Consider the following 23286-nt stretch of genomic DNA (forward strand, 5'->3'; position numbering starts at 1 on the left):
AGCCCGAAGCTGATGATCTTGGCCAAGCGATCAAGCCGCCAACCCGGCTAGGATTTGCGATCCGGGGGCCCATCCCCCGCGGCGGCTGTGGGCATGGGGGTTGACCTGCGGTTCAGCACGGCGGCCGAAAGCGCGTGCCACTGATCGTCCGATCGCTCACGTCCTGGCCAGCTGTAGTCGTAGCTCAGCGAGAAGGTGCGGGCGATCCAGTCGCCGGCATCCTCGGCGAGGTCGGGACCGGTGCCCAGCTCGTCCAGGACCTCTCGCACCTCGGCCAGCTCGGCGGAGCGGTCGGCGGCGGTGTGCAGGGCCCCGTCCTGAAAAGTCAGTTCGCGAACGTGGGTGAAGAGCCAGGCCGGCACGAACCCCATGCGCACGCCGGGGCCGACGAAGTCGTTGCCGATGAGCGTGCGCCCGGTGAAGGCGACCGGCATGGCCATCCCTTGGTACTGCCAGCCGTAGTCACCAATCACCGGGCGCACGCCGCCGATCGGACCGGGCTCGTCGTCCGATCCGAGTACGAGCTGCCGCAGCACAAACCGCCGCCGGACGACGGCGTAGTGGCAGATGAAGCCGCGGTAGCAACCGGTGCCGAGCCACCGCGGCTCGACGTCGTGCTGGACCGGGTCGAACAGGCCGGAGCCGTCGACCGCGGTCAGCGCGAACCGCTTGTGCTCGAAGCGCACCTCGTCCGGGTGTTGCCCGGTCATGTTCCCCTCGAAACAAGAGCTACTCGGCGCGCGCTCCCTTGCCGAGCACGACGACTCCACTCGCGCTGACGGTGTAGTGCTCCAGGTCGTACGCGCGGTCGACGCCGACCATGGCGCCGTCGGTGACGACGACGTTCTTGTCGAGGATGGCCTTGCGCACCACGGCGCCCTTGCCGATGCGGACGCCGGGCAGCAGGACGCTGCCCTCGACGATGGCACCGGATTCGACGACGACGTCGGAGCTGACCACGGACTCCCGCACGGTGGCGCCGGAGATGATCGAGCCGGGCCCGACGATGGACTCCACGGCCATGCCGCCGTTGACGAACTTGGCCGGCGGCAGGGGCGGGGTGGCGGTGCGGATGGGCCACGCCTGGTTGTAGAGGTTGAACACCGGGTGCACGGACACGAGGTCCATGTGGGCGTCGTAGTAGGCGTCCAGGGTCCCGACGTCCCGCCAGTAGCCGCGGTCCCGCTCGGTGGCGCCGGGCACGACGTTGTCGTCGAAGTCGTAGACGTAGGCGCTGCCGGCGTCGACCAGCATGGGGATGATGTTGCCGCCCATGTCGTGGTCGGAGTCGGGGTCGGCGGCGTCGGTGCGCAACGCGTCGAGCAGCGCCTCGGTGGTGAACACGTAGTTGCCCATGGACGCGAAGGTCACGTCGGGGTCGTCGGGCACGTGCGGCGGATCGGCCGGCTTCTCCAGGAACCGGGTGATCCGGCCGTCAGCGTCGGAGTCGATGCAGCCGAAGGCCTTGGCCTCGGCCCGCGGCACCCGGATGCCGGCGACGGTGACCCCGCAGCCGGATTCGATGTGCTGCTCGACCATCTGCCCCGGATCCATCCGGTACACGTGGTCGGCGCCGAAGACGACGATGTAGTCGGGTTTCTCGTCGTGCACGAGGTTGAGCGACTGGAAGATCGCGTCGGCGCTGCCGGTGTACCAGCGTGGCCCGAGCCGCTGTTGCGCCGGCACGGGGGTGATGTACTGCCCGAGCACACTGGACAGCCGCCACGTGGTGGAGATGTGGCGGTCCAACGAGTGCGACTTGTACTGGGTCAGCACGCACAGCTTGGACATGCCGGCGTTGACGAGGTTGGACAGCACGAAGTCGATAAGTCTGTAGTTGCCGCCGAACGGCACCGCAGGCTTGGCCCGGTCCGCGGTCAGGGGCCACAACCGCTTGCCCTCACCGCCGGCGAGCACGATTCCCAGAACGTGGGGCTGGCCCTTCACGATCAGTGACCCTATCCGCCGGGCACTAGGTTGTCAGCTGTGCGGATCGGATTACTGACACGCGAGTACCCGCCCGAGGTGTACGGCGGGGCAGGCGTCCATGTCGGCTTCCTCGTGCCACGGCTGCGCGAGATCGTCGACGTCGACGTGCACTGTTTCGGTGGTGAGCGGCCGGATGCGACCGCCCACCAGCCGGCGCCGAGCCTCAGGGACGCGAACCCGGCACTGTCCACGCTGTCCGTCGACCTGGAGATCACGGCCGCGGTGGAGGGCGTGGACCTCGTGCATTCACATACGTGGTACGCCAACTTCGCCGGTCATGTGGCGAAGATCCTGCACGGCGTGCCGCACGTGATCACGGCCCACTCGCTGGAGCCGAGGCGACCGTGGAAGGCCGAACAGCTCGGCGGGGGCTACCGGTTGTCGTCCTGGGTGGAGCGCACGGCCTACGAGTCGGCGGACGCGATCATCGCGGTCAGCGACGGCATGCGGGCCGACGTCCTGGACTGCTACCCGGCGCTGGACCCGGCCCGGGTGCACGTTGTCCGCAACGGGATCGACACGACGCTCTACGAGTCCGTGACCGGCACCGACGCGCTGACCGAGCACGGGATCGACCCGGCGAAGCCGATCGTGGCGTTCGTGGGCCGGATCACCCGGCAGAAGGGCGTCGGGCACCTGGTCGCGGCGGCGCACCGGATCTCCGGGGACGCCCAGCTGGTGCTGTGCGCGGGCGCGCCGGACACGCCGGAGATCGCCGCGGAGACCGAGGCGGCGGTGGCCGAGCTGGCCAAGGCCCGCCCGGGCGTGTTCTGGATCCAGGAGATGCTGCCGACCGAAGAGGTCAAGCAGGTGCTCAGCCACGCCACGGTTTTTGTCTGCCCGTCGGTGTACGAGCCGCTGGGCATCGTGAACCTGGAGGCCATGGCCTGCGGCACCGCGGTCGTCGCGTCGGACGTGGGCGGCATCCCGGAGGTCGTGGACGACGGCGTCACCGGGCTGCTGGTGCACTACGACGAGGCCGACACCGAGACGTTCCGCACGGATCTGGCGGCGGCGATCTCGCGGGTGCTGGCCGATCCGGCGCGGGCGGCGGAAATGGGCCGCGCGGGCCGTGACCGGGCAGTTCGGGAGTTTTCGTGGGGCGGCGTGGCGGCGCAGACGGTCGACGTCTACCGCAGTGTGATTTAGGTCACGTTTGGTCACGGCAACCCGGAACCCGCGCCGGCCACCTTTACCCGATAGAGCGACTTTGATCGAGCTATCGGAGGACGGGTGTCACTCACCGTGCACGGGCCTGGGGGCCGTGCCGCGATCCTGCTGTCGGCGGGCGCGCTGCTGCTGGGCGCGGCCGCCTGTTCGACGTCCCATGCGGGCGCGTCGGGTACGGCGACCCTAACCATCGGGGGCAAGCAGATCGTCGATCCGGCGCGCCTGGAGGCCGATGGGGAACGGGAGTTGGCCTACACGGTCGGCTTCGGCTACGTCTCGCCGTCCGGGACCGGGCTGCCGCGCTGCTGGTTCGCCCAGCTCGGGCTGTCCGGCTCGGTGGACGAGCGGCTGTGGTGCGGCCCGGTGCAGGTGCCGGGCAGCCCGCCGACCAACGCCTGGGTCCCGATCGCCATGAAGAAGACCGGCGAGAACGACACCCAGATCCAGCTCCAGGTGCAGCCGCCGGACGTGCCGCTCCCGGGCAACCGCAGCACGCCGGTCAGCGACAGCCTCATCCGCGCGGACGGCACCACCACGAGCCCGAAGGCCGTGGTCAACCGCACCGCCAGCGCCAACTTCGTGGCCGTGCTGGCCGACTCCGAGCACAAGTCGAACGCCGATCTCGGCCTCACCGACCCGGCCACCCTGCGCGTGCACGACGACCTGCTCGCGGTGAACGCCACCGGCTACGGCCGGCCGAGCAGCTTCCCGATCGGCGACGGCGCGACCCTCATCCCGGGCAAGGGCATCCAGCTGCGGGTGCTGCGCCTGCACGTGGAACGCTCGGGCAAGACCGATCCCGCGTTCTCGGCGCAGCAGTGGACGGGCTGGCATCCGCAGCAGTCGACGCTGTCGCTGGTGGTCGAGGGTCGTCGGACGGTGTTGTCGCCGGACCGGCTGCCCGACTCCGGGGACGTGTTCCTGATCTACGCCGTGCCGGACAAGGCGGAGCCGGGGGAGTCGCTGATCCTCGGCAGCGTCGGCGCGAACTCGCTGGAACAGCCGGTGCGGATCCCGGACGGCAAGCGCGCGGCCAAGGCCCCGGACTCGCTGGCGACGGCCAGCGGCGTGAGCAAGGTGCCGGCCAACGCCACCCAGAAGTTCGTGGCCAGGACGATCGTCCCCTACGGCGGCCTGCCGGCCGGCGATCACGCCGCCGAGCTGACCGTGACCGGCGTGCGGCTGGGCCGGCAGCGGCCGATCAAGCTGGACAGCGGCGACTACCAGCTGGTCACCGAGACTACCGACGGCAAGGCGCTGCTGGAGGTGGCGATCAGGACGACCGGCCAGCTGCCGGCGATCATGGGCGGCCCGGTCACCAAGAACTCCTTCGCCATGACGCTGCCCGACGGCTCCAGGGCCAAGCTGGTCGGCGTCCGCTACGACGGCGACCTGCTGCCGGCCGCGCTGGTGTTCGAGGTGCCGGCCGACGTCAAGTCGGTGAAGATCGGCGTGAGCGTCGGTTCCGTCCAGGTGTCCGCCCTCGGGCGCGTGGACCTGACCGCCACCGGCGCGATCGACCTGCCCCTGGACTTCGGATGACGCACGAGCAGCTCGCCGCGGGACTGGCCCCCAGGCTCGCCCTGCTGCGGGCGCTCGCCGCCGAGCAGCACGTCACGCGGGCGGCCGACCGCCTCGGCGTGCCGCAGCCGACGGTCAGCCGCTGGCTGGCCACGCTCAGCGCCGAGCTGGGCACGCCCGTGATCGTCCGCAACGGGCGGGGTGTGCGGCTGACCCGGGCCGGGCAGATCCTGGCCGAGGCTGCCGAGCAGGCGCTGGGCGTGCTGGAGGCGGGCTGCCGCCGGGCCATCGGCGAGGCCGATCCGGAGCGCGGGCAGGTGGTGCTGGCCTTCCTGCACACCATGGGCGGGGTGCGGGTGCCGGAGCTGCTGCGGGCGTTTCGCACCGAGCACCCCAAGGTGCAGTTCGCCCTGGAGCAGGCCGCGCACGAGGAGATGCTGACCCGGGTCCGGGCCGGCGACGTCGACCTGGCGTTGACCGCTCCGCTGCCGGTCGGCCAGGCCGACCTGGGGTGCCAGCCGCTGTACGAGCAGCCACTGCTACTGACCGTGCCGACCGGGCATCCGATGGCCGACCGGCGCCGAGTGCGGCTGGCTGATGTGGCCGAGGAGCAGTTCGTCGGCATGAAGGCCGGCTACGGCCTGCGCCGCATCACCGACGGCCTCTGCCAGCAGGCCGGCTTCCTGCCCGTGCTGGCTTTCGAGGGCGAGGAGGTCGACACGGTGCGCGGTCTCGTCGCCGCCGGTCTCGGTGTCGCCCTGCTGCCGCAGTCCGACACCGCGTTGAACGGCGTCGTCGAGCTGGCGCTCACCCCGTCGGCCAGCCGCACCATCGGCCTGGTCTGGTCGGCCGCTGTGCCCTTGCCGCCCGCCGTGGAACTCTTTCGTGCCTTCGTCACAGCGTAACGCCGGCACCCCCCTTGTTTGTCACATGCGCTTCCTATGTGGCGCCAGATGCCACATAGGAAGCGCATGTGGCAGAAGAGGGGGTGTCAGGCGTAGTTCTGTGCGAATCTCACTAGGGTGCGCGCCGCGAAGCCGGTGGCGCCGGGGACGACCTCGTCGTAGGTGGACTCGGAGCGGGCGGGGCCGGCGATGTCGAGGTGGGCCCAGGGCAGCTGGCCGCTGAACTCGCGCAGGAAGAGGGCGGCGGCGATGGCGCCGGGGCCGCCGGGGGCCTGCTTGACGTCGGCGATGTCGCTGCGCACGGAGTCCGCGAGGTCCTCCAGCAGCGGCATGCGCCAGTGCGCCTCGCCGACCTCGGAGCCGGCGGTGATCAGCTGCTCGGCGAGGGAGTCGGTGGTGGCGAACAGGCCGCCGGTGCGCACGCCCAGCGACACCTTCATGGCGCCGGTGAGGGTGGCGACGTCGACCAGCACGTCCGGGGAGTGCTTGCGCACGGCCCAGGTCATGGCGTCGGCCAGCACCATGCGGCCCTCGGCGTCGGTGTTGGCGACCTCGGTGGTCTTGCCGCCGTAGTGGGTCACCACGTCGCCGGGGCGGTAGGCGGTGCCGGACACGTGGTTCTCCGCGCACGGCACGAGACCGGTGACACGAAGGGGCAGTTTCAGTGCGGCCACCGCAAGCAGGGCGGCGATCACCGCGGCCCCGCCGGCCATGTCGGTACGCATCAGGTGCATGCCGTCGGCGGGCTTGATCGAGATGCCGCCGGTGTCGAAGGTGATGCCCTTGCCCACGAACACCAGATGCGGCGCCTTGGCCGAGCCGCGTGGACGCCACGTCAACTCCACGAACCGAGGCGGCCGCGCGGAGCCGCAGCCGACGGCCAGCACGCCGCCGAAGCCCTGCTCGGCCAGCCACTTCTCGTCACGGACGGCGGCGGTCAGCCCGGTCACGCCCTCGGCCAGCCGCGCGGCGGCGCCGGCCAGCCAGGCCGGATCCTTCACATTGGACGGCGTGTTGGCGAGGTCCCGGGTCAACGCGGTCGCGGCGGCGAGGACCAGCGCCTCGGCCACGGCGTCGGCCACCGGAGCGGATGTGACGAGCAGCACTGACTTCGTGCGGGCGTCCGGCGTGTCGCCGGTGACCTTGAACCGGTAACCGCCCAGCGCGAGGCCCAGCGCGAACGCGCCGGCCTGCTCGGCGGTGACGTCCTCGGGCAGCAGCACCTGGTAGCGGGCGAGCTCGCGCTCGTCGGCCGCGCGGACCAGCGCGGCGCCGGCGGACCGCCCCAGGGGACGAAGAAACATACACTTTCGAGTGAAAGGTGTCGTTGTTATGACTGAGCGACAATAAATGTCCAACAGATGAGTCCCCTGTATAATAATTGGCTGCAGTCGGCACGCGTAATATTAGTACTGTAGGCGAATGGAGTGTCGACCACACTTCCGAAGGGTATAACGAAGTTTCTCGAGGCCCGGAGTGACGCAGCGACGGACGCCTTCCCGGTACTTACTCTAGCCAGTGATTGCACACGGTCCAGATGCGTCTCGACATTCTTTATCACTGAATAGTTACGAGCCACTCCGGACCACGAGGTGGGTCGGCTACCCTCTGGAAAAGGATAACGTTCGGGACTTCCATACGGAGGAGAGGTTGACGAGAGAATATCCTACAGTAACCGGTACGGGAAGGAATAATTCAGCCTTATTCACTACCGTTGACCACACCTAGTTTAGGACCCGGCGTGATCTTGATTAACTCTGATGGCGTTTCCATCGAATTTCTGCGGGCCGTCGGTGACGATCACCACCGCCGGGAGGCTGCGACGCGGGGCCGCGGCGACCTCGATCGCGGGCAACGGGGTTGGCACGGCGGGCGCCGTCGAGCGCACGGAGAACCTCCAGCAGGGAAACGAATTCTGCCCCGGCTCCACGAGGGAAACCGGGGCTCGGGGCACAGCACGCGGGGGCGGCGTCTAGCCCACGACGCCCTTGAGGGCATCGCCCAGTTCGCTCGCCTCCTCCGCCGACATCTCGACGACGAGGCGCCCACCACCTTCGAGGGGCACCCGCATCACGATGCCTCGCCCCTCCTTGGTGACCTCAAGGGGACCGTCGCCGGTCCTGGGCTTCATGGCCGCCATAGCGTGCTCCCTCCATCTGTCCAGCTCGGCCCGACCGCCTCCCAGCCTGCCGGGTCACGTCCATTCTCCCCCATCCGCCATCGGGCGTGAAACCGAACCGATCTTTTCGGCCGCACGCCGCCGGCACCATCTTGGCAAGTCAGGCCCCCTGCCGCCGAGGCGGCACGCCGGGCGGCGCCCGTACGGGCCCACGCGCGCACCCCTGCACTCACCCTCGGATGTCCGGTGTGGACGGTCAGCGGCGGGCCCGCCAACAGGCGGCGATGTGGTCGTCGACCATGCCGGTGGCCTGCATCAGCGCGTAGCACGTGGTGGGCCCGACGAAGGCGAACCCGAGCTTGCGCAAGGCCTTGGCCATCGCCGTCGACTCGGGCGTGACCGCCGGCACGTCGGCGACGGTGCGCGGGCGACGGCGGCGGCCGGTCGGCGCGAACGACCACAGCAGGTCGTCCAGCGGCTGGTCCAGACCGTTGACCACGCCGGCGTTGCGGACGGCGGCGGTGATCTTCTGCCGGTTGCGCACGATGCCGGTGTCGGCCATCAGCCGCTCCACGTCGGCCTCGTCGTAGGCGGCGACCTTCTTCGGATCAAAATGATCGAAAGCGGCCCGGAACGCCTCGCGCTTGCGCAGGATGGTGATCCACGACAGGCCCGACTGGAAGCCCTCCAGGCTGAGCCGCTCGAACATCTCGGGCACACCGCGCAGTTCGACGCCCCACTCCTCGTCGTGATAGCGCTGGTAGTCCTCTGTGGAGTCACCCCACGGGCAGCGGACCGGTGTGGTCACCGGGCGTTCTCCTCCACCGACAGCCGCTCCTCCAGCTCCGCCACCCTGGCCCGCAGCTCGGTCACCTCGCGGCCGAGGCGGTCAAGGGCCCAGTCGACCTCGGACATCTTGTAGCCGCGGAACACCTGCTGGAAGCGCAGGTCCTGGACGTCCTGCTCGGTGACCGCGTCGGCGGGCAGCCGCGTCGGCGACGCGCCCGGCGGCAGCGGGGCGAGCTCCTCGCCGCGGCCGAACACCAGCGACGCGGCCAGGAACACCACGCCGGCCACCACGGCCATCACGACGAGGTAGATGAGTACGGTGGTCACGCCTTCGATCGTGGCACGTCCGGGGCCACCCGTGCACGGGGGTCGTCCGAAACCCGCCCGCCGCGCCCGCGCAGGGTCCGCATCGGCGGCCGGTCGGCGGTCGACACGGTGGTCGGATCCGGCAGCCATTCGCCGTCCACCTGCACGAACTGCGTGAGCACGGTGGCCTCGCCGACGTCGCTACCACATCGGGCCAGTGCCGTGCCGAGAATCTGGCTGGCCATCGCGCCCAGCTGCGACAGCGACCGGTTCCGGTGCTTGCGCACGCCCAGGTTCACCTGGGCCAGGCCGTCCAGTCCGTACAGGGCGTGCGTGTCGATCAGCAGCCCGATCTCCACGCCGTAGCCGGCGGCGAAGGGCACGGACTCCAGAAGTTCGCGCGTGGCGGCGTACTCGCCGCCGAGCGGTTGCACCACGCCGGACAATTCCGGCCGCAGCGCCGCGATCACCGGGCGGGCCAACAGCTCGGTGACCCGGCCGCCGCCGGTGCTCTCCAGCCGCAGCGGACGGCGGTAGAAACCCTTGACCAGGTGCACTCCCGCTTCGGTCAGCAGCGGGCCGAGCAGCGCCGGCACGAAGGCCGGGTCGGGGTCGACGAGATCGGAGTCGAGGAACACGACAAGATCCCCGGTGGTCGCGGCCAGCGAGCGCCAGAGGACTTCTCCCTTGCCCGGTAACGGTTCCAGCTCGGGTAGGACGTCGGTGCGCAGCACCACCCGCGCGCCGGCGGCCCGCGCCTTCTCGATGGTCCGGTCGGTCGAGCCGGAGTCGATCACGACCAGTTCGTCCACGAGCGAGCCCAGCAGCGGCCGAACGGCGGCCACCACACGGCCGACCGTCCCCTCTTCGTCCAATGCGGGCAGCACCACGCTCACGGTGCGATCACCCTTGGCGCGCACCAGTTCCGGCACCGTCCACCCGGGTTCCTGCCAGGTGCGCTCGCGGAACCACCGCTCGGTGGCCCCCAGCATCAGGCCAGCGCCCGCAGCACGGCAGCCGGCGGGCGGGTGCCGGCGATGCTCGCCACCATGTCCAGCACCTGCCGGGTCTGCCTGACCTGGTGCGCGCGGAACACCCGAGCGCCGCTCCAGGCCGCGACGGCGGTGGCGGCCAGCGTGCCGTCGACCCGCTCCTCCAGGCCGACGCCCAGCGTCTCGCCGACGAAGTCCTTGTTGGACAACGCCATCAGCACCGGCCATCCGGTGCCGACGAGTTCGTCCACCCGGCGCAGCAGTTCCAGTCCGTGCCAGGTGTTCTTGCCGAAGTCGTGGGTCGGGTCGATGAGCACGCCGTCGGCCGGCACGCCCAGCGCCACCATGCGCTCCGCCGCGGCGGCGAGTTCCTCGGCGACTTCGGCCACTACGTCCCGATAGCGCGGCCGGAAGGGATCGGTGCGCGGCGGCAGGCCGCCGGTGTGCGAGCAGACGATGCCGACGCCGTGCTCCGCCGCGATCTCGGCCAGCCGCGGGTCCGCCCCGGCCCAGGTGTCGTTGATCAGGTCCGCGCCCTCGTGGCAGACCTGGGCGGCGACCTCGTGCCGCCAGGTGTCCACGCTGATCACGACGTCCGGATGACGTTCGCGAACTGCCGCCACGAAAGGAACCACGCGGCGGGCTTCCTCCGCAGCGTCGACGGTCTCGCCCTGGGAGCCGGCGCGCACGCCGCCGATGTCGATGATGTCCGCGCCGTCGGCGACAGCCACGTCCACGGCGGCCATCGCGGCATCCACCGCGAAAGTGGCGCCGCGGTCGTAGAAGGAGTCGCGCGTCCGGTTGACGATGGCCATGACCAGCGCACGGTCGGCGCCGACCTGCCTGGTCCCGAATCGCAACGGTCGCACAACGGTCATCGTGCCACGACGCGCCCGATCCACCTGTTTGGAGTAATGTCCATCACTGTTGCCGGAACAAATAACTGCTCCGACAACACGGCGACCCTCCTGTATGCCACAGGGGTCGAAGAGAGGGCAAATCGCGGCCGGATGATCAGTGTCCGCCGTTGTCCCCCGGCCGGGTATTCCGCCCGAGTCCCCCACCCGCGCTTTTACCCATTCGGCCTAGTCAATCGACACCGCCGGGTGATACCGATTACCGGAAATTGGTCCACCCGAACGAGGGCACGGCCCGTGAGATCTCCGTTTGCCGGGCTAGCCTCGGTCGGGCCGAGGCGATCCACGAGCTGGAGGGGGCGCACTTCCGCTCGATGTCGCGGCGCACAACACAAGATCAATAAGGAGAGACCGTGGCCAAGAAGGCACTTGTCGTGGCGGTCACCGCCACCGGAATGCTGGTCATCGGGGCACCGGCATTCGCGGCGGAGGCACCGGCCGACAACCCCCTTTTCCAACAGCCACTCGTTTCCAACGTCAATGTCCTGAGCCAGAACGTGGTGCCGACCGGCAACGTCAACGGCGGGAACGGCAACAACGCCGGTAGCGGCAATGTCGGCGGCAACGGCAACAACATCGGCGACAACAACAACGGCGGCAACGGCAACAGCAACGGCGGGGCCGGCAACACGGTCGGCGGCGGCAACGCCGGCGGCGCGCACAACGGCCTGACCAAGCTCGCCCAGGCGGCCTCGGTCCCCTTCGCAGACTTCCTCCGGTCGGACTCGGCGCCGGTCGCCGGTCCCGGCAACACCAACGTCGGCGGCGGCAACAACTCAGGTTCCGAGAACACCGGCGGCAACGGCAACAACATCGGTTCCGCCAACAACGGCGGAAACGGGAACAGCAACGGCGGCGAGGGCAACACCGTCGGCGGCGGCAACTCGGGCGGCATGGGCAACGGCCACGGCGTGAGCCCGGCCGCGGTCAACCTTCCGGAGAACCCGTATTTCGGCCGCAGCCTTTCCAGTGGCCCCGGCAACAACAACGGCGGCAACGGCAACAACGCCGGTAGCGGCAATGTCGGCGGCAACGGCAACAACATCGGCGACAACAACAACGGCGGCAACGGCAACAGCAACGGTGGTTCCGGCAACACCGTCGGCGGCGGCAACTCCGGCGGTATCGGCAACCACCGTTCACACCGGGTGGTCGTGCCGGCTTCCATCTCGTCGGAGCGCACGCTGCTCGAACCGCGTCGCTGGCACCCGGGCAACAACAACGGCGGCAATGGAAACAACGCCGGCCAGGGCAATATCGGCGGCAATGGGAACAACATCGGCGACAACAACAACGGCGGCAACGGGAACAGCAACGGTGGTTCCGGCAACACCGTCGGCGGCGGCAACTCCGGCGGCGTCGGCAACCACTGAGCGATGACGCTCGACGCATGACCGAATGGCGGTGTCACCGCAGGGTGGTGACACCGCCGTTTGGCCGTGACGCACGTCACAGTCGATTGCTACTCCAGAGTAGGTCCAAGTTTACTGCCGAGTAGCCAAGTCGTGACCGAGGTCACTCCGGAGGGCAAGTGCGCAGGTCAATGGCGACCCTGCTGGCCGTGCTGCTAGCGCTGGTCGGCCTATCGGGCACCGCGACGGCGGCCCCGGCCGCCGGCTTCAGCACCACCTATCAGTCCATCCCCGGCGACGGCGGCGACTCGCTCGGCGCGTTCGTGATTCGGCCGACCGGCCGCGGCGACGGGCCGTTCCCGCTGCTGGTCATGCCGAGCAGCTGGGGCGCGCTGGACATCGAGTACGTCGGCGCGGCCGCGAAACTCGCGTACCAGTCGGGCTACGTGGTGATCAGCTACACCGCCCGCGGCTTCTGGGACTCGGCCGGCCAGATCGAGGTGGCCGGGCCCAAGGACGTGGCCGACGCCAGCAAGGTGATCGACTGGGCGCTGGCCAACACGAACGCCGACCCGTCGCGTATCGGCATGGCCGGCATCTCCTACGGGGCCGGCATCAGCCTGCTCACCGCCGCCGCCGACCCGCGGGTCCGCGCCGCGGTGTCGCTGAGCGGCTGGTCCGACCTGGCCGCCTCGCTGTATCCGAACCAGACGGTCAGCGCGGCGGGCGTCGACCTGCTGCTGGCCGCCGGGCACCTGACCGGTCGACCCGGACCGGATCTCCAGAACGCCGAAAGGGCCTATCTGGCCGGCAGGTTCGCCGATGCGCTGCCGATCGCCCCGGTGCGCTCCGCCGCCACCAAGGTCGACGCGATCAACCAGCACGGCACCGCCGTGATGATGGCCAACGCCTGGGAGGACTCGCTGTTCCCGCCCAGCCAGCTCGTCGACTTCTTCGGCAAGCTGACCGGCCCGAAGCGCCTCATGCTCGCCCCCGGCGACCACGGCACGCCCGAGGTCTTCGGCGCGGCCGGCCTGCCCAACGAGATCTGGGACGCGGCCGACCGCTGGTTCGACCACTACCTGCTCGGTGTGGACAACGGCATCGACCGCGAGCACTCGATCCAGGTCAAGCCGGCCAACGGCGGCGGCTGGCAGGGCTCCGAGTCGTGGCCGTGGCAGCGGCAGACGATTTCGTTGAGCAGCACCAAGTTCGCGGCCGGAGTGGACACCGTCGCCGACAGCGGCGTCGTCTTCGTGAGCGGGATCCTGCAGGGTTACCTGGGCATTCCCAACGGCGTCTCGATGCCGCTGGTCTCCCGGGCCGCGGCCGGCGTCTGGTCGGGATCCGTTGCCGCCCAAGGCTTTGAGGTCAACGGCACACCGCACGCGCAGTTGACCGTCACGCCCAGCGCCGCCGACACGACGCTGTTCGCGTACCTCTACGACGTGGGTCCGCTGGGGCTCGGATCGCTGATCACGCACAAGCCGTACTCGGTGCTGGGCGCGACTCCGGGCGTGACCCGCACCATCGACCTCGGTCTGGAGCCCATCGCCTGGAATGTGCCGGCGGGGCACCATCTCGCGCTGGTCGTCGACACCGTCGACCCGCGCTACCTGTCGTCCAGCAAGCTCGGCAGCACGGTTTCGCTGTCCGGCACGCTGACGGTTCCGGTCAGCTAGGAACAGCGGAAGGCGGGGGCCCCGGCGCGGGAGCCCCCGCCTTCTGGCTTTATAGCGTTACTTGACGGCCTTCACCAGTGCCGGCACGAACTTCGCGGCGTCGAGCGTGCCCCAGCCGGACACGGTGTCGAAGCCGGCCGCCGCGGTGTAGCCGGTGACCACGCCGTAGCTGTTGTCGCCGCTGGTCACGTCGACGATGCCGGACTTGGCCGCCTTGGGGCCGAGTTTCCCGTACAACGCCGGGTTGATCTGACCCAGCGAGTGCCCGCCGTTGGCCTGCACCGCCAGCGCAAGCACACCCGCGAACAGCGGGGCCGACTCCGAGGTGCCCTGGATGCCCTCCATGGTGATGTCCGGGAACGAGCGGAACTTGCTGCCGGTGCTGGACTTCACCGAGTTCTGCCAGGACGGGCGGGCGTAGGTCTTGGAGACGCCGCCGCCGGACCGAGGCCACAGGGCGTCGGGCGCGGTCCGGTTGCCGTTGGCGTCGGTGGACAGCACCGTGCCGCCGAGCGAGGTGACGTTGGGGTCCGAGCCCGGCCAGCTGGGCGCGCGGTAGGGGAACGTGCCGTCGCCGACGAGCACCGGGTTGGTGGCGCCGTAGTCGCCCGAGGAGGCGACCAGCGTGATGCCGGCCCTGCTGGCCCGCTCCAGCGCCGGGTCGAGGCTCTTCACCGAGTCGACCGACGGGAAGGTGTCCTCGGCCGTGCCGAAGCTCATCGAGATGACGTCGACCAGCTTGTGCCTGGCCACGTAGTCGACCGCGGCCATCATCTCCGGCAGGCCGGTGAAGCCCTGCGTCTCGGCGATCGGCGTGGCCACGATGACGATCTTCGCGGCCGGCGCGATGGTGTGGAACATGGCCACGTCCAGGTCGGTCTCGCCGCCCCAGCCCTGGCAGGTCCCGGTGTCCACGCCCGAATCCGCGCAGCCCGGCACCGCGCCGGCCGGCGTGATCACCGAGATGTCCGCGGGCGGCAGGCCGTTGCGCTGGTCGTAGGCGTCCATCACGGCCTTGATGTCCGCGTCGCCGTAGGACACCAGCGTCGCCACCGTCGCCCCGGCGCCCGTCACGCCCTGGTTCCACAGCGTCGGCGTGTTGTACGCGTTGGCCAGCCGCGGCAGCCCGGCCGCCGCCGCGGAGAGGCGATCCACCTTCTGCTGCACCGTGTTCGCGCCGATGAACGACGCCGCCGCCGCGCTGAACATGTGGTGCGCCTGCTGCGCCGCCCGCGGCTGCTGCCCAGCCTCCGCCGGCGCCGCCAGAGCCGTGGCGGCTAACGCCACACCGGCCGCCACCCCCACCAGAGATCTACCCCGCATCATCACTCCTAGTAACCATCTAGACGTTCGGAAGGGACCATTCCTCCACTCCGAGTGGAGGAATGGTCCCTTCCGAACTTTGCGAGTCACGCTCAGTGCAGTGCTGCCACCAGGGACGGGACGAACTTGGCGGCGTCGAGGGTGCCCCAGCCGGACACGATGTCGAAGCCCTTGGCCGCCGAGTAGCCGGTGACACCGTTGTAGCTGTTGTTGCCGCTGGTCACGTCGACGAAGCCGGTGACCTTGCCGCCGTAGAGCGCGGTGTTGACCTGGCCGAGGCGGCCGCCCTTGGCCTGCGCGGCCAGCGCCAGCACGGCGGCGAACAGCGGCGAGGACTCGGAGGTGCCGCTGGTGCCCTCCATCGTGATGTCGGGGAAGGACCGCTTGGTGCTCTTGGTGATCGTCGAGACGCTGTCCTGCCAGCCGGGCCGGTTGTAGACCTTGGACAGGCCGCCGCCCGAGTCCGCCCACAGCGTGGTGTTGGGCTTGCCGCTCACCGAGTTGGTGCCGCCGACGGCGGTCACGTTCGGGTCGGACGCCGGCCAGCTGGCGGTCCGGGTGCTGAAGTAGCCGCCGGCCTTCTTGTGGTTGGTGGCGCCGGAGTCGCCGGACGAGGCCGTGAACGTGATGCCGGCCGCACTCGCACGCTGCAACGCCGGGTCAAGGCCGGTGATCTGGGCGTTGGAGTCGAAGTTGTCCTCGGCCGTGCCGAAGCTCATCGAGATGATGTCCGCGGACTTGTTGGTGGTGGCGTAGTCCACCGCCCGCATCATCTCCGGCAGCCCGTCGATGCCCTCGGTCTCGGCCACCGGGGTGGCGATCACGACGATCTTCGCGCCCGGCGCCAGGGTGTGGATCATCTCCACGTCCAGGTCGGTCTCGCCGCCCCAGGACTGGCAGGTCGCGGTGTCCACGCCGGAGTCGCGGCAGCCGGGCACGTGGCCGACCGGCTCGAGGATCTGCACGTTGGCCTTGGGCAGGCCGTTGCGCTGGTCGTAGGAGTCGATGACCGACTGAATGGCCTTGTCGCCGAAGGAGACCAGCGTGGCCACGGTAATACCAGTGCCATCGGTTCCCTTGTCCCACAACGGTTTCACGTCGTAGGCGGTGGCCAGCCGGGGCAGCGCGGCCAGCGCGGCCTCCATTCGCCGCACCTTCTGCTCCACGGTGTCCGCGCCCACGAAGGACCGCGCCGCCGCACTGAAGCTGTGCTGGCCCGGGGCGGGCGCTGCGACGGCGGGGGCGGCGACGACGCCACCCAGCGCCAGCGCGGCCCCGACCACCAGCACACCCGCGGACTTGACCGAACGTCCCACCATGGCTTCCCTCCAGATCAGCCGACCCCGCCCATTCAAGGGGGTGCCGCGTGCCAACCGTCAGGTCCGAAAGTCGGGAATCAGTGCACCTGCTCCCACGCCCGATAGGCGTCCTGGACCACACGGACGGCGTCGTCGATGTCGTCCGTCAGATGTAGCAGCTTCATGTCCTTGGCCCCGATCTTGCCGCCGCCTTCCACCGAATCGTGTAGCCAGTCGTAGAGGCCCTGCCAGTAGGACCGTCCAAACAGGACGACGGGGAACTTGGTGACCTTCTTGGTCTGCACCAGGGTCAGCGCCTCGAACAGCTCGTCCAGGGTGCCGAAGCCGCCCGGCAGGCAGATGATCGCCTGGGCGTACTTGATGAACATGGTCTTGCGGGTGAAGAAGTAGCGGAAGTTGACGCCGAGGTCGACCCACGGGTTCAGGCCCTGCTCGAACGGCAGCTCGATGCCCAGCCCGACGGAGTAGCCGCCGGCCTCCGAGGCGCCGCGGTTGACCGCCTCCATCGAGCCCGGGCCGCCGCCGGTGATCACGGCGAAGCCGGCCTCGGCCAGCGCGCCGCCGAGCTTGCGGCCGGTCTCGTAGTCCGGGTGGTCCTGCTTGGTGCGGGCGGAGCCGAACACCGTGACGGCCTTGGGCAGTTCGGCCAGCGCGCCGAAGCCCTCCACGAACTCGGCCTGGATCCGCAGCACCCGCCACGGGTCGGTGTGCACCCAGTCGGACGGGCCGCGGGAGTCCAGCAGCCGCTGGTCCGTGGTGGTGGAGTCGCTGGAGCGGTCCCGGCGCAGCGTCACCGGACCACGCTGCCGCTCGTTCAGCGGCTGCTCCTGGTTCTCGTTCATCATGAAACCCTACTCAGGAAGCGGCGCAGCACCCGCTCGCACCGCGCGATCTGCTCGGCGGCCACGTTCTCCTGCTGGGTATGGGCCAACGTCGGGTCGCCCGGGCCGAAGTTCACCGCCGGAATGCCCAGCGCCGCGAACCGCGCCACGTCCGTCCAGCCCAGCTTCGCCACCGGCGTGCCGCCCGCGGCCTCGACCAGTTCACGGGCCGTCGGCGCGGACAGACCGGGCAGCGCGCCCTCCGCCGCGTCGATGACCGTCAGTTCGTAGCCCTCGAACAGCGGCCGAAGGTGTTCCACCGCCTGCTCGGCGCTGCGGTCCGGGGCGAAGCGGTGGTTGATCGTCAGCACGCACTCGTCCGGCACCACGTTGCCGGCGACACCGCCGGTGATCTTCACCGCCTGCAGGCCCTCGCGGTAGTGGCAGCCGTCGATGTCCACCTGCCGCGCCTCGTACAGGTCCAGCTTGTGCAGCGCCCCGCCCATGGCGTGGATGGCGTTCTCGCCCATCCAGGCCCGGGCCGTGTGGGCGCGGATTCCCTTGGTGCGCAACTCGATCCGCAGCGTTCCCTGGCAGCCGGCCTCGATCACGCCGTTGGACGGCTCGCCCACGATGGCCAGGTCGCCCCGCAGCCACTCCGGCAACTCCCGCTCGATGCGGCCCAGCCCGTTGCGGGTCGCCTCGATCTCCTCGCAGTCGTAGAAGATGAAGGTGAGGTCGTGCACCGGCTCGGCGATGGTCGCGGCCAGGTGCAGGAAGACGGCGTCGCCGCCCTTCATGTCGACGGCCCCGCAGCCGTGCAGCACAAGATCGTCGCCCGAACCCGTGCGGCGCAACGGCAGATTGCCGTTGATCGGCACCGTGTCGAGGTGGCCGGCCAGGACCACGCGGGACGGCCGGCCCAGGTTCGTGCGGGCCATCACCGTGTTCCCGGACACCTTGATCTCCAGGTGCGGGGCCTGCTTCTCCAGCGCCGCTTTGACCGCCGTGGCCAGCGCTTCCTCGTCGCCGGAGACGCTCGGCACGTCCACCAGGGCAGCGGTCAGCTCGACGGGATCGGCGGTCAGGTCCAGGCTTGTCGTCACGACCGGCACGTTACCGTTGTGCCGTGACCACCAGCGCTTACGGCACCGGCCTTGCCACCATCGCCGCCGACGGAACCGTCCTGGACACCTGGTACCCGTCGCCGACCCTCGACTCCCCCGCCGCCGACCAGCCCGACTTCGCCGACGTGCTCGGCGAGGACAAGGCCCGTGGCGTGACCGTGGTCCGGGTCGAGACGGTGATCGAGGACCTGTCCGCCGCGCCGGTCGACACCCACGACGTGTACCTGCGCCTGCACCTGCTCTCGTCCCGCCTGGTCAAGCCGCACGGACTGAGCCTGGAGGGACAATTCGGTCTGCTGGCCAACGTCGTGTGGACCAACTTCGGGCCGTGCTCCGTCGCCGACTTCGAGGCCACCCGCCTCCGCCTGCGGTCCCGTGGGCCGGTGACCGTGTACGGCGTCGACAAGTTCCCGCGCATGGTCGACTACGTGCTGCCCACCGGTGTCCGCATCGCTGACGCCGACCGCGTCCGCCTCGGCGCACACCTGGCCACCGGCACCACCGTCATGCACGAGGGCTTCGTCAACTTCAACGCCGGCACCCTCGGCGCCTCCATGGTCGAGGGCCGTATCTCCGCCGGCGTCGTCGTCGGCGACGGCTCCGACGTCGGCGGCGGCGCCTCGATCATGGGCACCCTCTCCGGCGGCGGCAAGGAGGTCATCTCCCTCGGCGAGCGCTGCCTGATCGGGGCCAACGCCGGCATCGGCATCCCCCTCGGCGACGACTGCGTCGTCGAGTCCGGCCTCTACGTCACCGCCGGCACCAAGGTCACCCTGCCCTCCGGCTCGGTGGTCAAGGCCCTGGAGCTCGCCGGCCAGTCCGGCCTGCTGTTCATCCGCAACTCCACCACCGGCGTCGTCGAGGTCAAGGCCCGCAAGGGCCAGGGCATCGAACTCAACGCCGCCTTGCACGCGAACTGACAGTTATCCACAGCTCACCGGTTATCCACAAGGCAGCCCTCAACCAAGATCACCCGGCCCCGCCGCGAGTAGACTGGCAGCGGGGCCAGCCCCCCGGGTTGGGCGGTTTCTAGTGGTCGTTGCAACACTGCTGCTAGCCGGTGGTGGTGAGCAGTCGTGTCACGCGTTCAGCTGGGCTGTCCCAGCCGAGTGTCTCGCGGGGCCGGTCGTTGAGTTCGGCCGCGACCGCGTCCAGGTGCTCGGCGGTGTGGACCGACAGGTCGGTGCCCTTGGGGAAGTACTGGCGTAGCAGGCCGTTGGTGTTCTCGTTGGAGCCGCGCTGCCAGGGTGAGTGCGGGTCGCAAAAGTAGACCGGCATCCCCGTCGTCTCGGTGAACTGGCCGTGCAGGTGCATCTCGCTGCCCTGATCCCACGTCAACGACCGCCGCAACTGCGCCGGCAAGGTGGCGATCTTCGCCACGAGGGCGTCACGGACCGCCGTCGGGGTGTAGCCATCCGGCAGGTGCAGCAGCATCACGAACCGGGTCGTCCGCTCCACCAGCGTGCCGATCGCCGACCGGTTGAACGCGCCCATGACCAGATCGCCTTCCCAGTGCCCCGGCACCGCCCGATCCGCCACCTCGGCCGGCCGGTCGCTGATCATGACCATGTCGGTGGCCATCCGCGGCCGACGCGCATCCGCACGGGTGCGGGGGCGTCGCGCGATACGGCCGGTCCGCAACCAGCCGGCGACCTCCCGCCGCAAACCGCCCCGAGCCTGCACATACAGGGCTTGGTAGATCGTCTCGTGACTCACATGCCACCTTGGTTGGTCGGGCGACACTCCGGGTTGGCGGACCCGGTCGGCGATCACGATCCGCTCGTCCAGACTCAGGTAGCGGGACGACACCACCGGCTGCGCTGGTGGCGCCGCCGTGGCGGCGGCTTTCGCGGCGGCCTGCCAGTACTTCGCGGTGCGGTAATTGATCCCGACCCGCCGGGCCGCTTCCCGGCTGCCCACACCCAGGTCCACCAACGCAAAGTAAGTGCCGCGCTCGGCGGTCAGGCGCTTGCCACGCCGGGACGGGTCCCTGGTCATGCCCTCGGGGATCCGGTCACGGTGTCGTCTGGTCATCGTTGCGTCTCCTGATCACTCAGGTGTTGCAACGACCACTAGAAACCACCTTGGGTGGGAGCCTGTTCACCCCACGCTGATCGCGGCCAGCTTCTCCTTCAGGTACTGCCCCCAGTTGGTGGCCGGGTAGCTGCGCCGGCCGATGGGCGGGGCCATGGACTCCACCACGGCGTCGTGGTTGGCTTCGTAGAAGAAGACCAACGACACCAGGTCCTCGGTGGGGGCGTCGGCGGGTGGGGGCAGGACGCGGTGGCGGGTGGAGCGCCAGCGGTCGCCGGTCCAGCGGGCCATGAGGTCGCCGATGTTGACGGTGAAGGCGGCGGGGTCGTAGGGGGCGTCGATCCACTGGCCGTCGGCGGTGTAGATCTGGAGGCCGCCGAGGCCGGGCTCGCGGTCCAACACGGTGACGGTGCCGAAGTCGGTGTGCGGACCGATGCGGAACTGGCCCTCGGCAGCGGGGCCGACGCGGGTCAGGGGCGGGTACCAGTTGATGTTGAAGCCGTAGGTGGGCTCGGACAGGAACGGCTCGAAGTAGTCGACGTCCAGTCCGAGGGCGACGGCGCAGAGGGCCATCAGCTCGTCGGACAGGGCGTGCATCTCGTCCAGGTACTCGCCGACGACGGAGCGCATCCGGGGCAGCTGGGCGTCGGGCCAGACGTTGGGGGCGAACCACTCGGCGTCGACGGCGGGGTTGCCGGTGGGGGTGTCGCAGGCGGCGGTGAAGGACTCCTTCATGTCCGGCGGCGTGGGCGTGCCCTCTGCGTAGCCGTTGGCCTCGGCCCCGGGCGGCAGCCAGCCGCGGCCGCCGACGGCGGTGGCGTAGGTCTGCTTGACGTCCTCGGGCAGCGCGAAGAACTCCCGGGCCACGGCCCGCGTGTCGTCACGCAACGAGGTGCTCACCTCGTGCCCGGTGATCAGCAGGAAGCCGGCCGTCTGCAAGGCCTCGTCGACGCGGGCGGCGACCTCGGCACGGTCCCGGTCGTCGCCGTGGAACCAGGCCTGGAGGTCGATGCTGGGCACTGCGTGGGTCACGGAGTCTCCCCGATGTCCTCGAACCACAGGTGCGGTTCGGCCGCGATGAACTCGGTCATCATGCTGACGCATTCGGCGTCGTCGAGCACCGTCACGGCCACGCCGTGCTCGGCCAGCCAGTCGTGGCCGCCGTGGAAGGTGCGGGCCTCGCCGATCACGACGTGGCCGATGTTGAACTGGCGGACGAGGCCGGAGCAGTACCAGCACGGCGACAGCGTGGTCACCATGATCGTGTCCCGATAGGTCGGTCGCCGGCCGGCATTGCGGAAGGCGGCGGTCTCGGCGTGCATCGAGGGATCGCCATCCTGCACGCGGCGGTTGTGGCCGCTGCCCAACAGCGTGCCGTCCACGTGGAAAAGCGCGGCGCCGATCGGGATGCCGCCCTCGGCCCGACCGGCCCTGGCCTCACGAACGGCCGCTTCGAGCAGGTCCGCGTGCGTCTCTTCGGGGGAGCCATTCATCCGCATGTCACCTACCATTCACCAATGAGCACGTCCATCGCCCCAGCTCGCCGGCCCGTCACGCCGGAACGGTTGGGCCTGGCGCCGCTCCCCGTCCCGGCCACCGCGAAGGATCCGGTCGCCCGCCACGTCCGAGCGGCGCTGCATGCCCAGACGTTGGCCATGCTGCACTACGAGCCGGGCACCCGCACCGGCGAGGATCCCGAGGACCTGCACCAGATGCGCGTGTCGGTGCGGCGGCTGCGAGCTGTGCTCAAGTCCGCGCCCGACAGTGCCAAGCTGCGGGTCGAGCTGGGCTGGCTCGGCGGCGCGCTGGGACCGGTGCGGGATCTGGACGTGCTGATCGATCGTCTCCGGGCCGAGTCCGACGACTTCCCCGATGACGAGCGGACCGTCGCCACCACCCTGCTGGACGGCCTCGTCAACGAGCGGGTCTCCGCCCGTGCGCGGCTCACCTCGGCTCTGAACAGCTCGCGCTACCGGACGCTGCTGGGGCACCTGGCCCAGGCCGCCAACTCCGAGCTCGACCCAACCGCGTCGGAGCCCGAGCTGATGGATCTGGTGCGGGCGCCGTACCGGAAGCTGCGCAAGGCGGTGCGGGCCCTGCCGGCCGATCCGCCGGATGAGGACCTGCACCGGCTGCGCATCCTCGGCAAGCGTTTGCGGTACGCCGCCGAGCTGGTCCGTCCCATCACCGGCAAGCAGCTCAAGGAGCTGGTGCGGGCGTCGAAGGAGCTGCAGGAGGTGCTGGGCGAGCACCAGGACGCCTGCGTCGCCGAGCAGGAGGTCCGGCGACTGGTGGCGGCTCAGGGCGACGTCGTCGACTGGGACCTGGTGTTCGTGGCCGGACGGCTGGTGGAGCGGGAGCACGTCCGCCGCGTGACCACCCGCGACCTGTGGCACGCCGCTTGGTCGGCGGTAGACCGCCAGGGTAGAACCGTCCTTCGCTGAACACCCCCTCTTTTGCCACATGCGCTTCCTATGTGGCACCAGGCGCCAAACGGGAAGCGCATGTGGCGTTTGGGGGTGGAAACGCCACATGCGCTTCCTATGTGGCGTCTGGTGCCAAGTGGGAAGCGCATGTGGCAAAAAAGTGGGCGGCCAGACGTAGGGGCGTTAGGCTCCGGCTAGCCAGCCAGGCGGGAGGCGGCGGCGGCGATGCGTTCGTCGGTGGCGGTCAGCGCCATTCGCACGTGGCGGTTGCCGGTGGGGCCGTAGAAGGTGCCGGGAGCAGCCAGGATGCCGAGCGAGGCCAGCCAGGCGGCGGTGTCCCAGGCGTCCTCGTCCCGGGTGGCCCACAGGTAGAGGCCGGCCTCGGAGTGGTCGATGCGGAAGCCGGCGCCGAGCAGCGCCTCCCGCAGGACCTTGCGCCGGGCCTGGTAGCGGGCCCGCTGCTCGACGACGTGCTGGTCGTCGCCCAGGGCGAA

22 protein-coding genes and 1 pseudogene are annotated in these 23286 nt (G+C 70.0%); 7 read left to right on the forward strand and 16 right to left on the reverse strand.

Annotation, left to right across the window (positions count from 1 at the left end):
- Window positions 1–47: 47 nt before the first annotated feature.
- Complete coding sequence (locus tag KUTG_RS21640; protein WP_043719086.1) at window positions 48–710, reverse strand: hypothetical protein; 663 nt, start codon at window positions 708–710, stop codon at window positions 48–50.
- Window positions 711–729: 19 nt separating this feature from the next.
- Window positions 730–1947: a glucose-1-phosphate adenylyltransferase gene (gene glgC, locus KUTG_RS21645; RefSeq protein WP_043719088.1), complete on the reverse strand. Its 1218-nt coding sequence runs from the start codon at window positions 1945–1947 to the stop codon at window positions 730–732.
- A gap of 39 nt (window positions 1948–1986) precedes the next feature.
- On the opposite strand from glgC, the gene glgA reads away from it, so the two are divergent.
- The 3 genes from glgA (at window position 1987) to KUTG_RS21660 (ending at window position 5585) form a co-directional block, all read left to right on the forward strand.
- A complete protein-coding gene (gene glgA, locus KUTG_RS21650) occupies window positions 1987–3138 on the forward strand; it encodes a glycogen synthase (protein ID WP_043719089.1) in 1152 nt (383 codons plus the stop codon).
- Between the two features lie 84 nt (window positions 3139–3222).
- Complete coding sequence (locus KUTG_RS21655; RefSeq protein WP_043719091.1) at window positions 3223–4701, forward strand: hypothetical protein; 1479 nt, start codon at window positions 3223–3225, stop codon at window positions 4699–4701.
- Complete coding sequence (locus KUTG_RS21660; RefSeq protein WP_043719092.1) at window positions 4698–5585, forward strand: LysR family transcriptional regulator; 888 nt, start codon at window positions 4698–4700, stop codon at window positions 5583–5585. The genes KUTG_RS21655 and KUTG_RS21660 overlap by 4 nt, the downstream gene beginning before the upstream one ends.
- 86 nt (window positions 5586–5671) lie before the next feature.
- On the opposite strand, the gene KUTG_RS21665 is transcribed toward KUTG_RS21660, so the two are convergent.
- From KUTG_RS21665 to folP, 6 genes are all read right to left on the reverse strand, one after another.
- Window positions 5672–6889, reverse strand: coding sequence for a leucyl aminopeptidase family protein (locus KUTG_RS21665; RefSeq protein ID WP_052395186.1), 1218 nt, complete (start codon window positions 6887–6889; stop codon window positions 5672–5674).
- 668 nt (window positions 6890–7557) lie between these two features.
- Window positions 7558–7725 carry a DUF3117 domain-containing protein gene (locus KUTG_RS56535; RefSeq protein ID WP_084579640.1) on the reverse strand — a complete coding sequence of 56 codons (168 nt, stop codon included), beginning with the start codon at window positions 7723–7725 and terminating at the stop codon, window positions 7558–7560.
- Between the two features lie 235 nt (window positions 7726–7960).
- Window positions 7961–8512 carry a DNA-3-methyladenine glycosylase I gene (locus KUTG_RS21670; RefSeq protein ID WP_043719094.1) on the reverse strand — a complete coding sequence of 184 codons (552 nt, stop codon included), beginning with the start codon at window positions 8510–8512 and terminating at the stop codon, window positions 7961–7963.
- Window positions 8509–8820, reverse strand: a complete 312-nt coding sequence (locus KUTG_RS21675; protein ID WP_043719096.1) for a DivIVA domain-containing protein — start codon at window positions 8818–8820, stop codon at window positions 8509–8511. The genes KUTG_RS21670 and KUTG_RS21675 overlap by 4 nt, the downstream gene beginning before the upstream one ends.
- Window positions 8817–9791, reverse strand: a complete 975-nt coding sequence (locus KUTG_RS21680; RefSeq protein WP_043719098.1) for a glucosyl-3-phosphoglycerate synthase — start codon at window positions 9789–9791, stop codon at window positions 8817–8819. The genes KUTG_RS21675 and KUTG_RS21680 overlap by 4 nt, the downstream gene beginning before the upstream one ends.
- Window positions 9791–10660 carry a dihydropteroate synthase gene (gene folP, locus KUTG_RS21685; protein WP_043730193.1) on the reverse strand — a complete coding sequence of 290 codons (870 nt, stop codon included), beginning with the start codon at window positions 10658–10660 and terminating at the stop codon, window positions 9791–9793. Before folP ends, KUTG_RS21680 begins: the two co-directional genes overlap by 1 nt.
- Before the next feature lie 401 nt (window positions 10661–11061).
- Here folP and KUTG_RS21690 point away from each other — a divergent pair, with 401 nt between their 5' ends.
- The gene (locus KUTG_RS21690) at window positions 11062–12081 is read left to right on the forward strand and encodes a hypothetical protein (RefSeq protein WP_052395188.1); all 1020 of its coding nucleotides are present in this window, start codon (window positions 11062–11064) and stop codon (window positions 12079–12081) included.
- A gap of 158 nt (window positions 12082–12239) precedes the next feature.
- Complete coding sequence (locus KUTG_RS21695; protein ID WP_043719100.1) at window positions 12240–13742, forward strand: CocE/NonD family hydrolase; 1503 nt, start codon at window positions 12240–12242, stop codon at window positions 13740–13742.
- A gap of 57 nt (window positions 13743–13799) precedes the next feature.
- On the opposite strand, the gene KUTG_RS21700 is transcribed toward KUTG_RS21695, so the two are convergent.
- The 4 genes from KUTG_RS21700 to dapE form a co-directional block, all read right to left on the reverse strand.
- A complete protein-coding gene (locus tag KUTG_RS21700; protein ID WP_043730196.1) occupies window positions 13800–15065 on the reverse strand; it encodes a S53 family peptidase in 1266 nt (421 codons plus the stop codon).
- A 92-nt stretch (window positions 15066–15157) separates the two neighbouring features.
- A complete protein-coding gene (locus tag KUTG_RS21705) occupies window positions 15158–16384 on the reverse strand; it encodes a S53 family peptidase (RefSeq protein ID WP_043719102.1) in 1227 nt (408 codons plus the stop codon).
- A gap of 77 nt (window positions 16385–16461) precedes the next feature.
- Window positions 16462–17226, reverse strand: a complete 765-nt coding sequence (locus tag KUTG_RS21710; RefSeq protein ID WP_043719103.1) for an LOG family protein — start codon at window positions 17224–17226, stop codon at window positions 16462–16464.
- On the reverse strand, window positions 17226–18311 hold the full coding sequence (dapE, locus tag KUTG_RS21715) for a succinyl-diaminopimelate desuccinylase (RefSeq protein ID WP_043730198.1): 1086 nt from the start codon (window positions 18309–18311) through the stop codon (window positions 17226–17228). Before dapE ends, KUTG_RS21710 begins: the two co-directional genes overlap by 1 nt.
- Before the next feature lie 23 nt (window positions 18312–18334).
- Here dapE and dapD point away from each other — a divergent pair, with 23 nt between their 5' ends.
- Window positions 18335–19252, forward strand: a complete 918-nt coding sequence (dapD, locus tag KUTG_RS21720; RefSeq protein WP_043719105.1) for a 2,3,4,5-tetrahydropyridine-2,6-dicarboxylate N-succinyltransferase — start codon at window positions 18335–18337, stop codon at window positions 19250–19252.
- Window positions 19253–19385: 133 nt separating this feature from the next.
- On the opposite strand, the pseudogene KUTG_RS21725 reads toward dapD, so the two are convergent.
- From KUTG_RS21725 to KUTG_RS21735, 3 genes and pseudogenes are all read right to left on the reverse strand, one after another.
- Window positions 19386–20069: pseudogene (locus KUTG_RS21725) on the reverse strand (IS30 family transposase); the annotation flags it as partial.
- Between the two features lie 363 nt (window positions 20070–20432).
- A complete protein-coding gene (locus tag KUTG_RS21730) occupies window positions 20433–21398 on the reverse strand; it encodes an isopenicillin N synthase family dioxygenase (RefSeq protein ID WP_043719108.1) in 966 nt (321 codons plus the stop codon).
- A complete protein-coding gene (locus tag KUTG_RS21735) occupies window positions 21395–21865 on the reverse strand; it encodes a nucleoside deaminase (RefSeq protein ID WP_043719111.1) in 471 nt (156 codons plus the stop codon). Before KUTG_RS21735 ends, KUTG_RS21730 begins: the two co-directional genes overlap by 4 nt.
- A gap of 18 nt (window positions 21866–21883) precedes the next feature.
- Between KUTG_RS21735 and KUTG_RS21740 the strand changes: the two genes are divergently transcribed.
- Window positions 21884–22810, forward strand: a complete 927-nt coding sequence (locus KUTG_RS21740) for a CHAD domain-containing protein (RefSeq protein ID WP_043719113.1) — start codon at window positions 21884–21886, stop codon at window positions 22808–22810.
- 176 nt (window positions 22811–22986) lie between these two features.
- Here the strand turns inward: KUTG_RS21740 and KUTG_RS21745 are convergent.
- Window positions 22987–23286, reverse strand: a 300-nt coding sequence (locus KUTG_RS21745; protein WP_043719115.1) for an aminotransferase class I/II-fold pyridoxal phosphate-dependent enzyme, incomplete at its 5' end; no start/stop codon positions are given.

It is taken from the genome of Kutzneria sp. 744 (assembly GCF_000568255.1).
Classification (GTDB): domain Bacteria; phylum Actinomycetota; class Actinomycetes; order Mycobacteriales; family Pseudonocardiaceae; genus Kutzneria.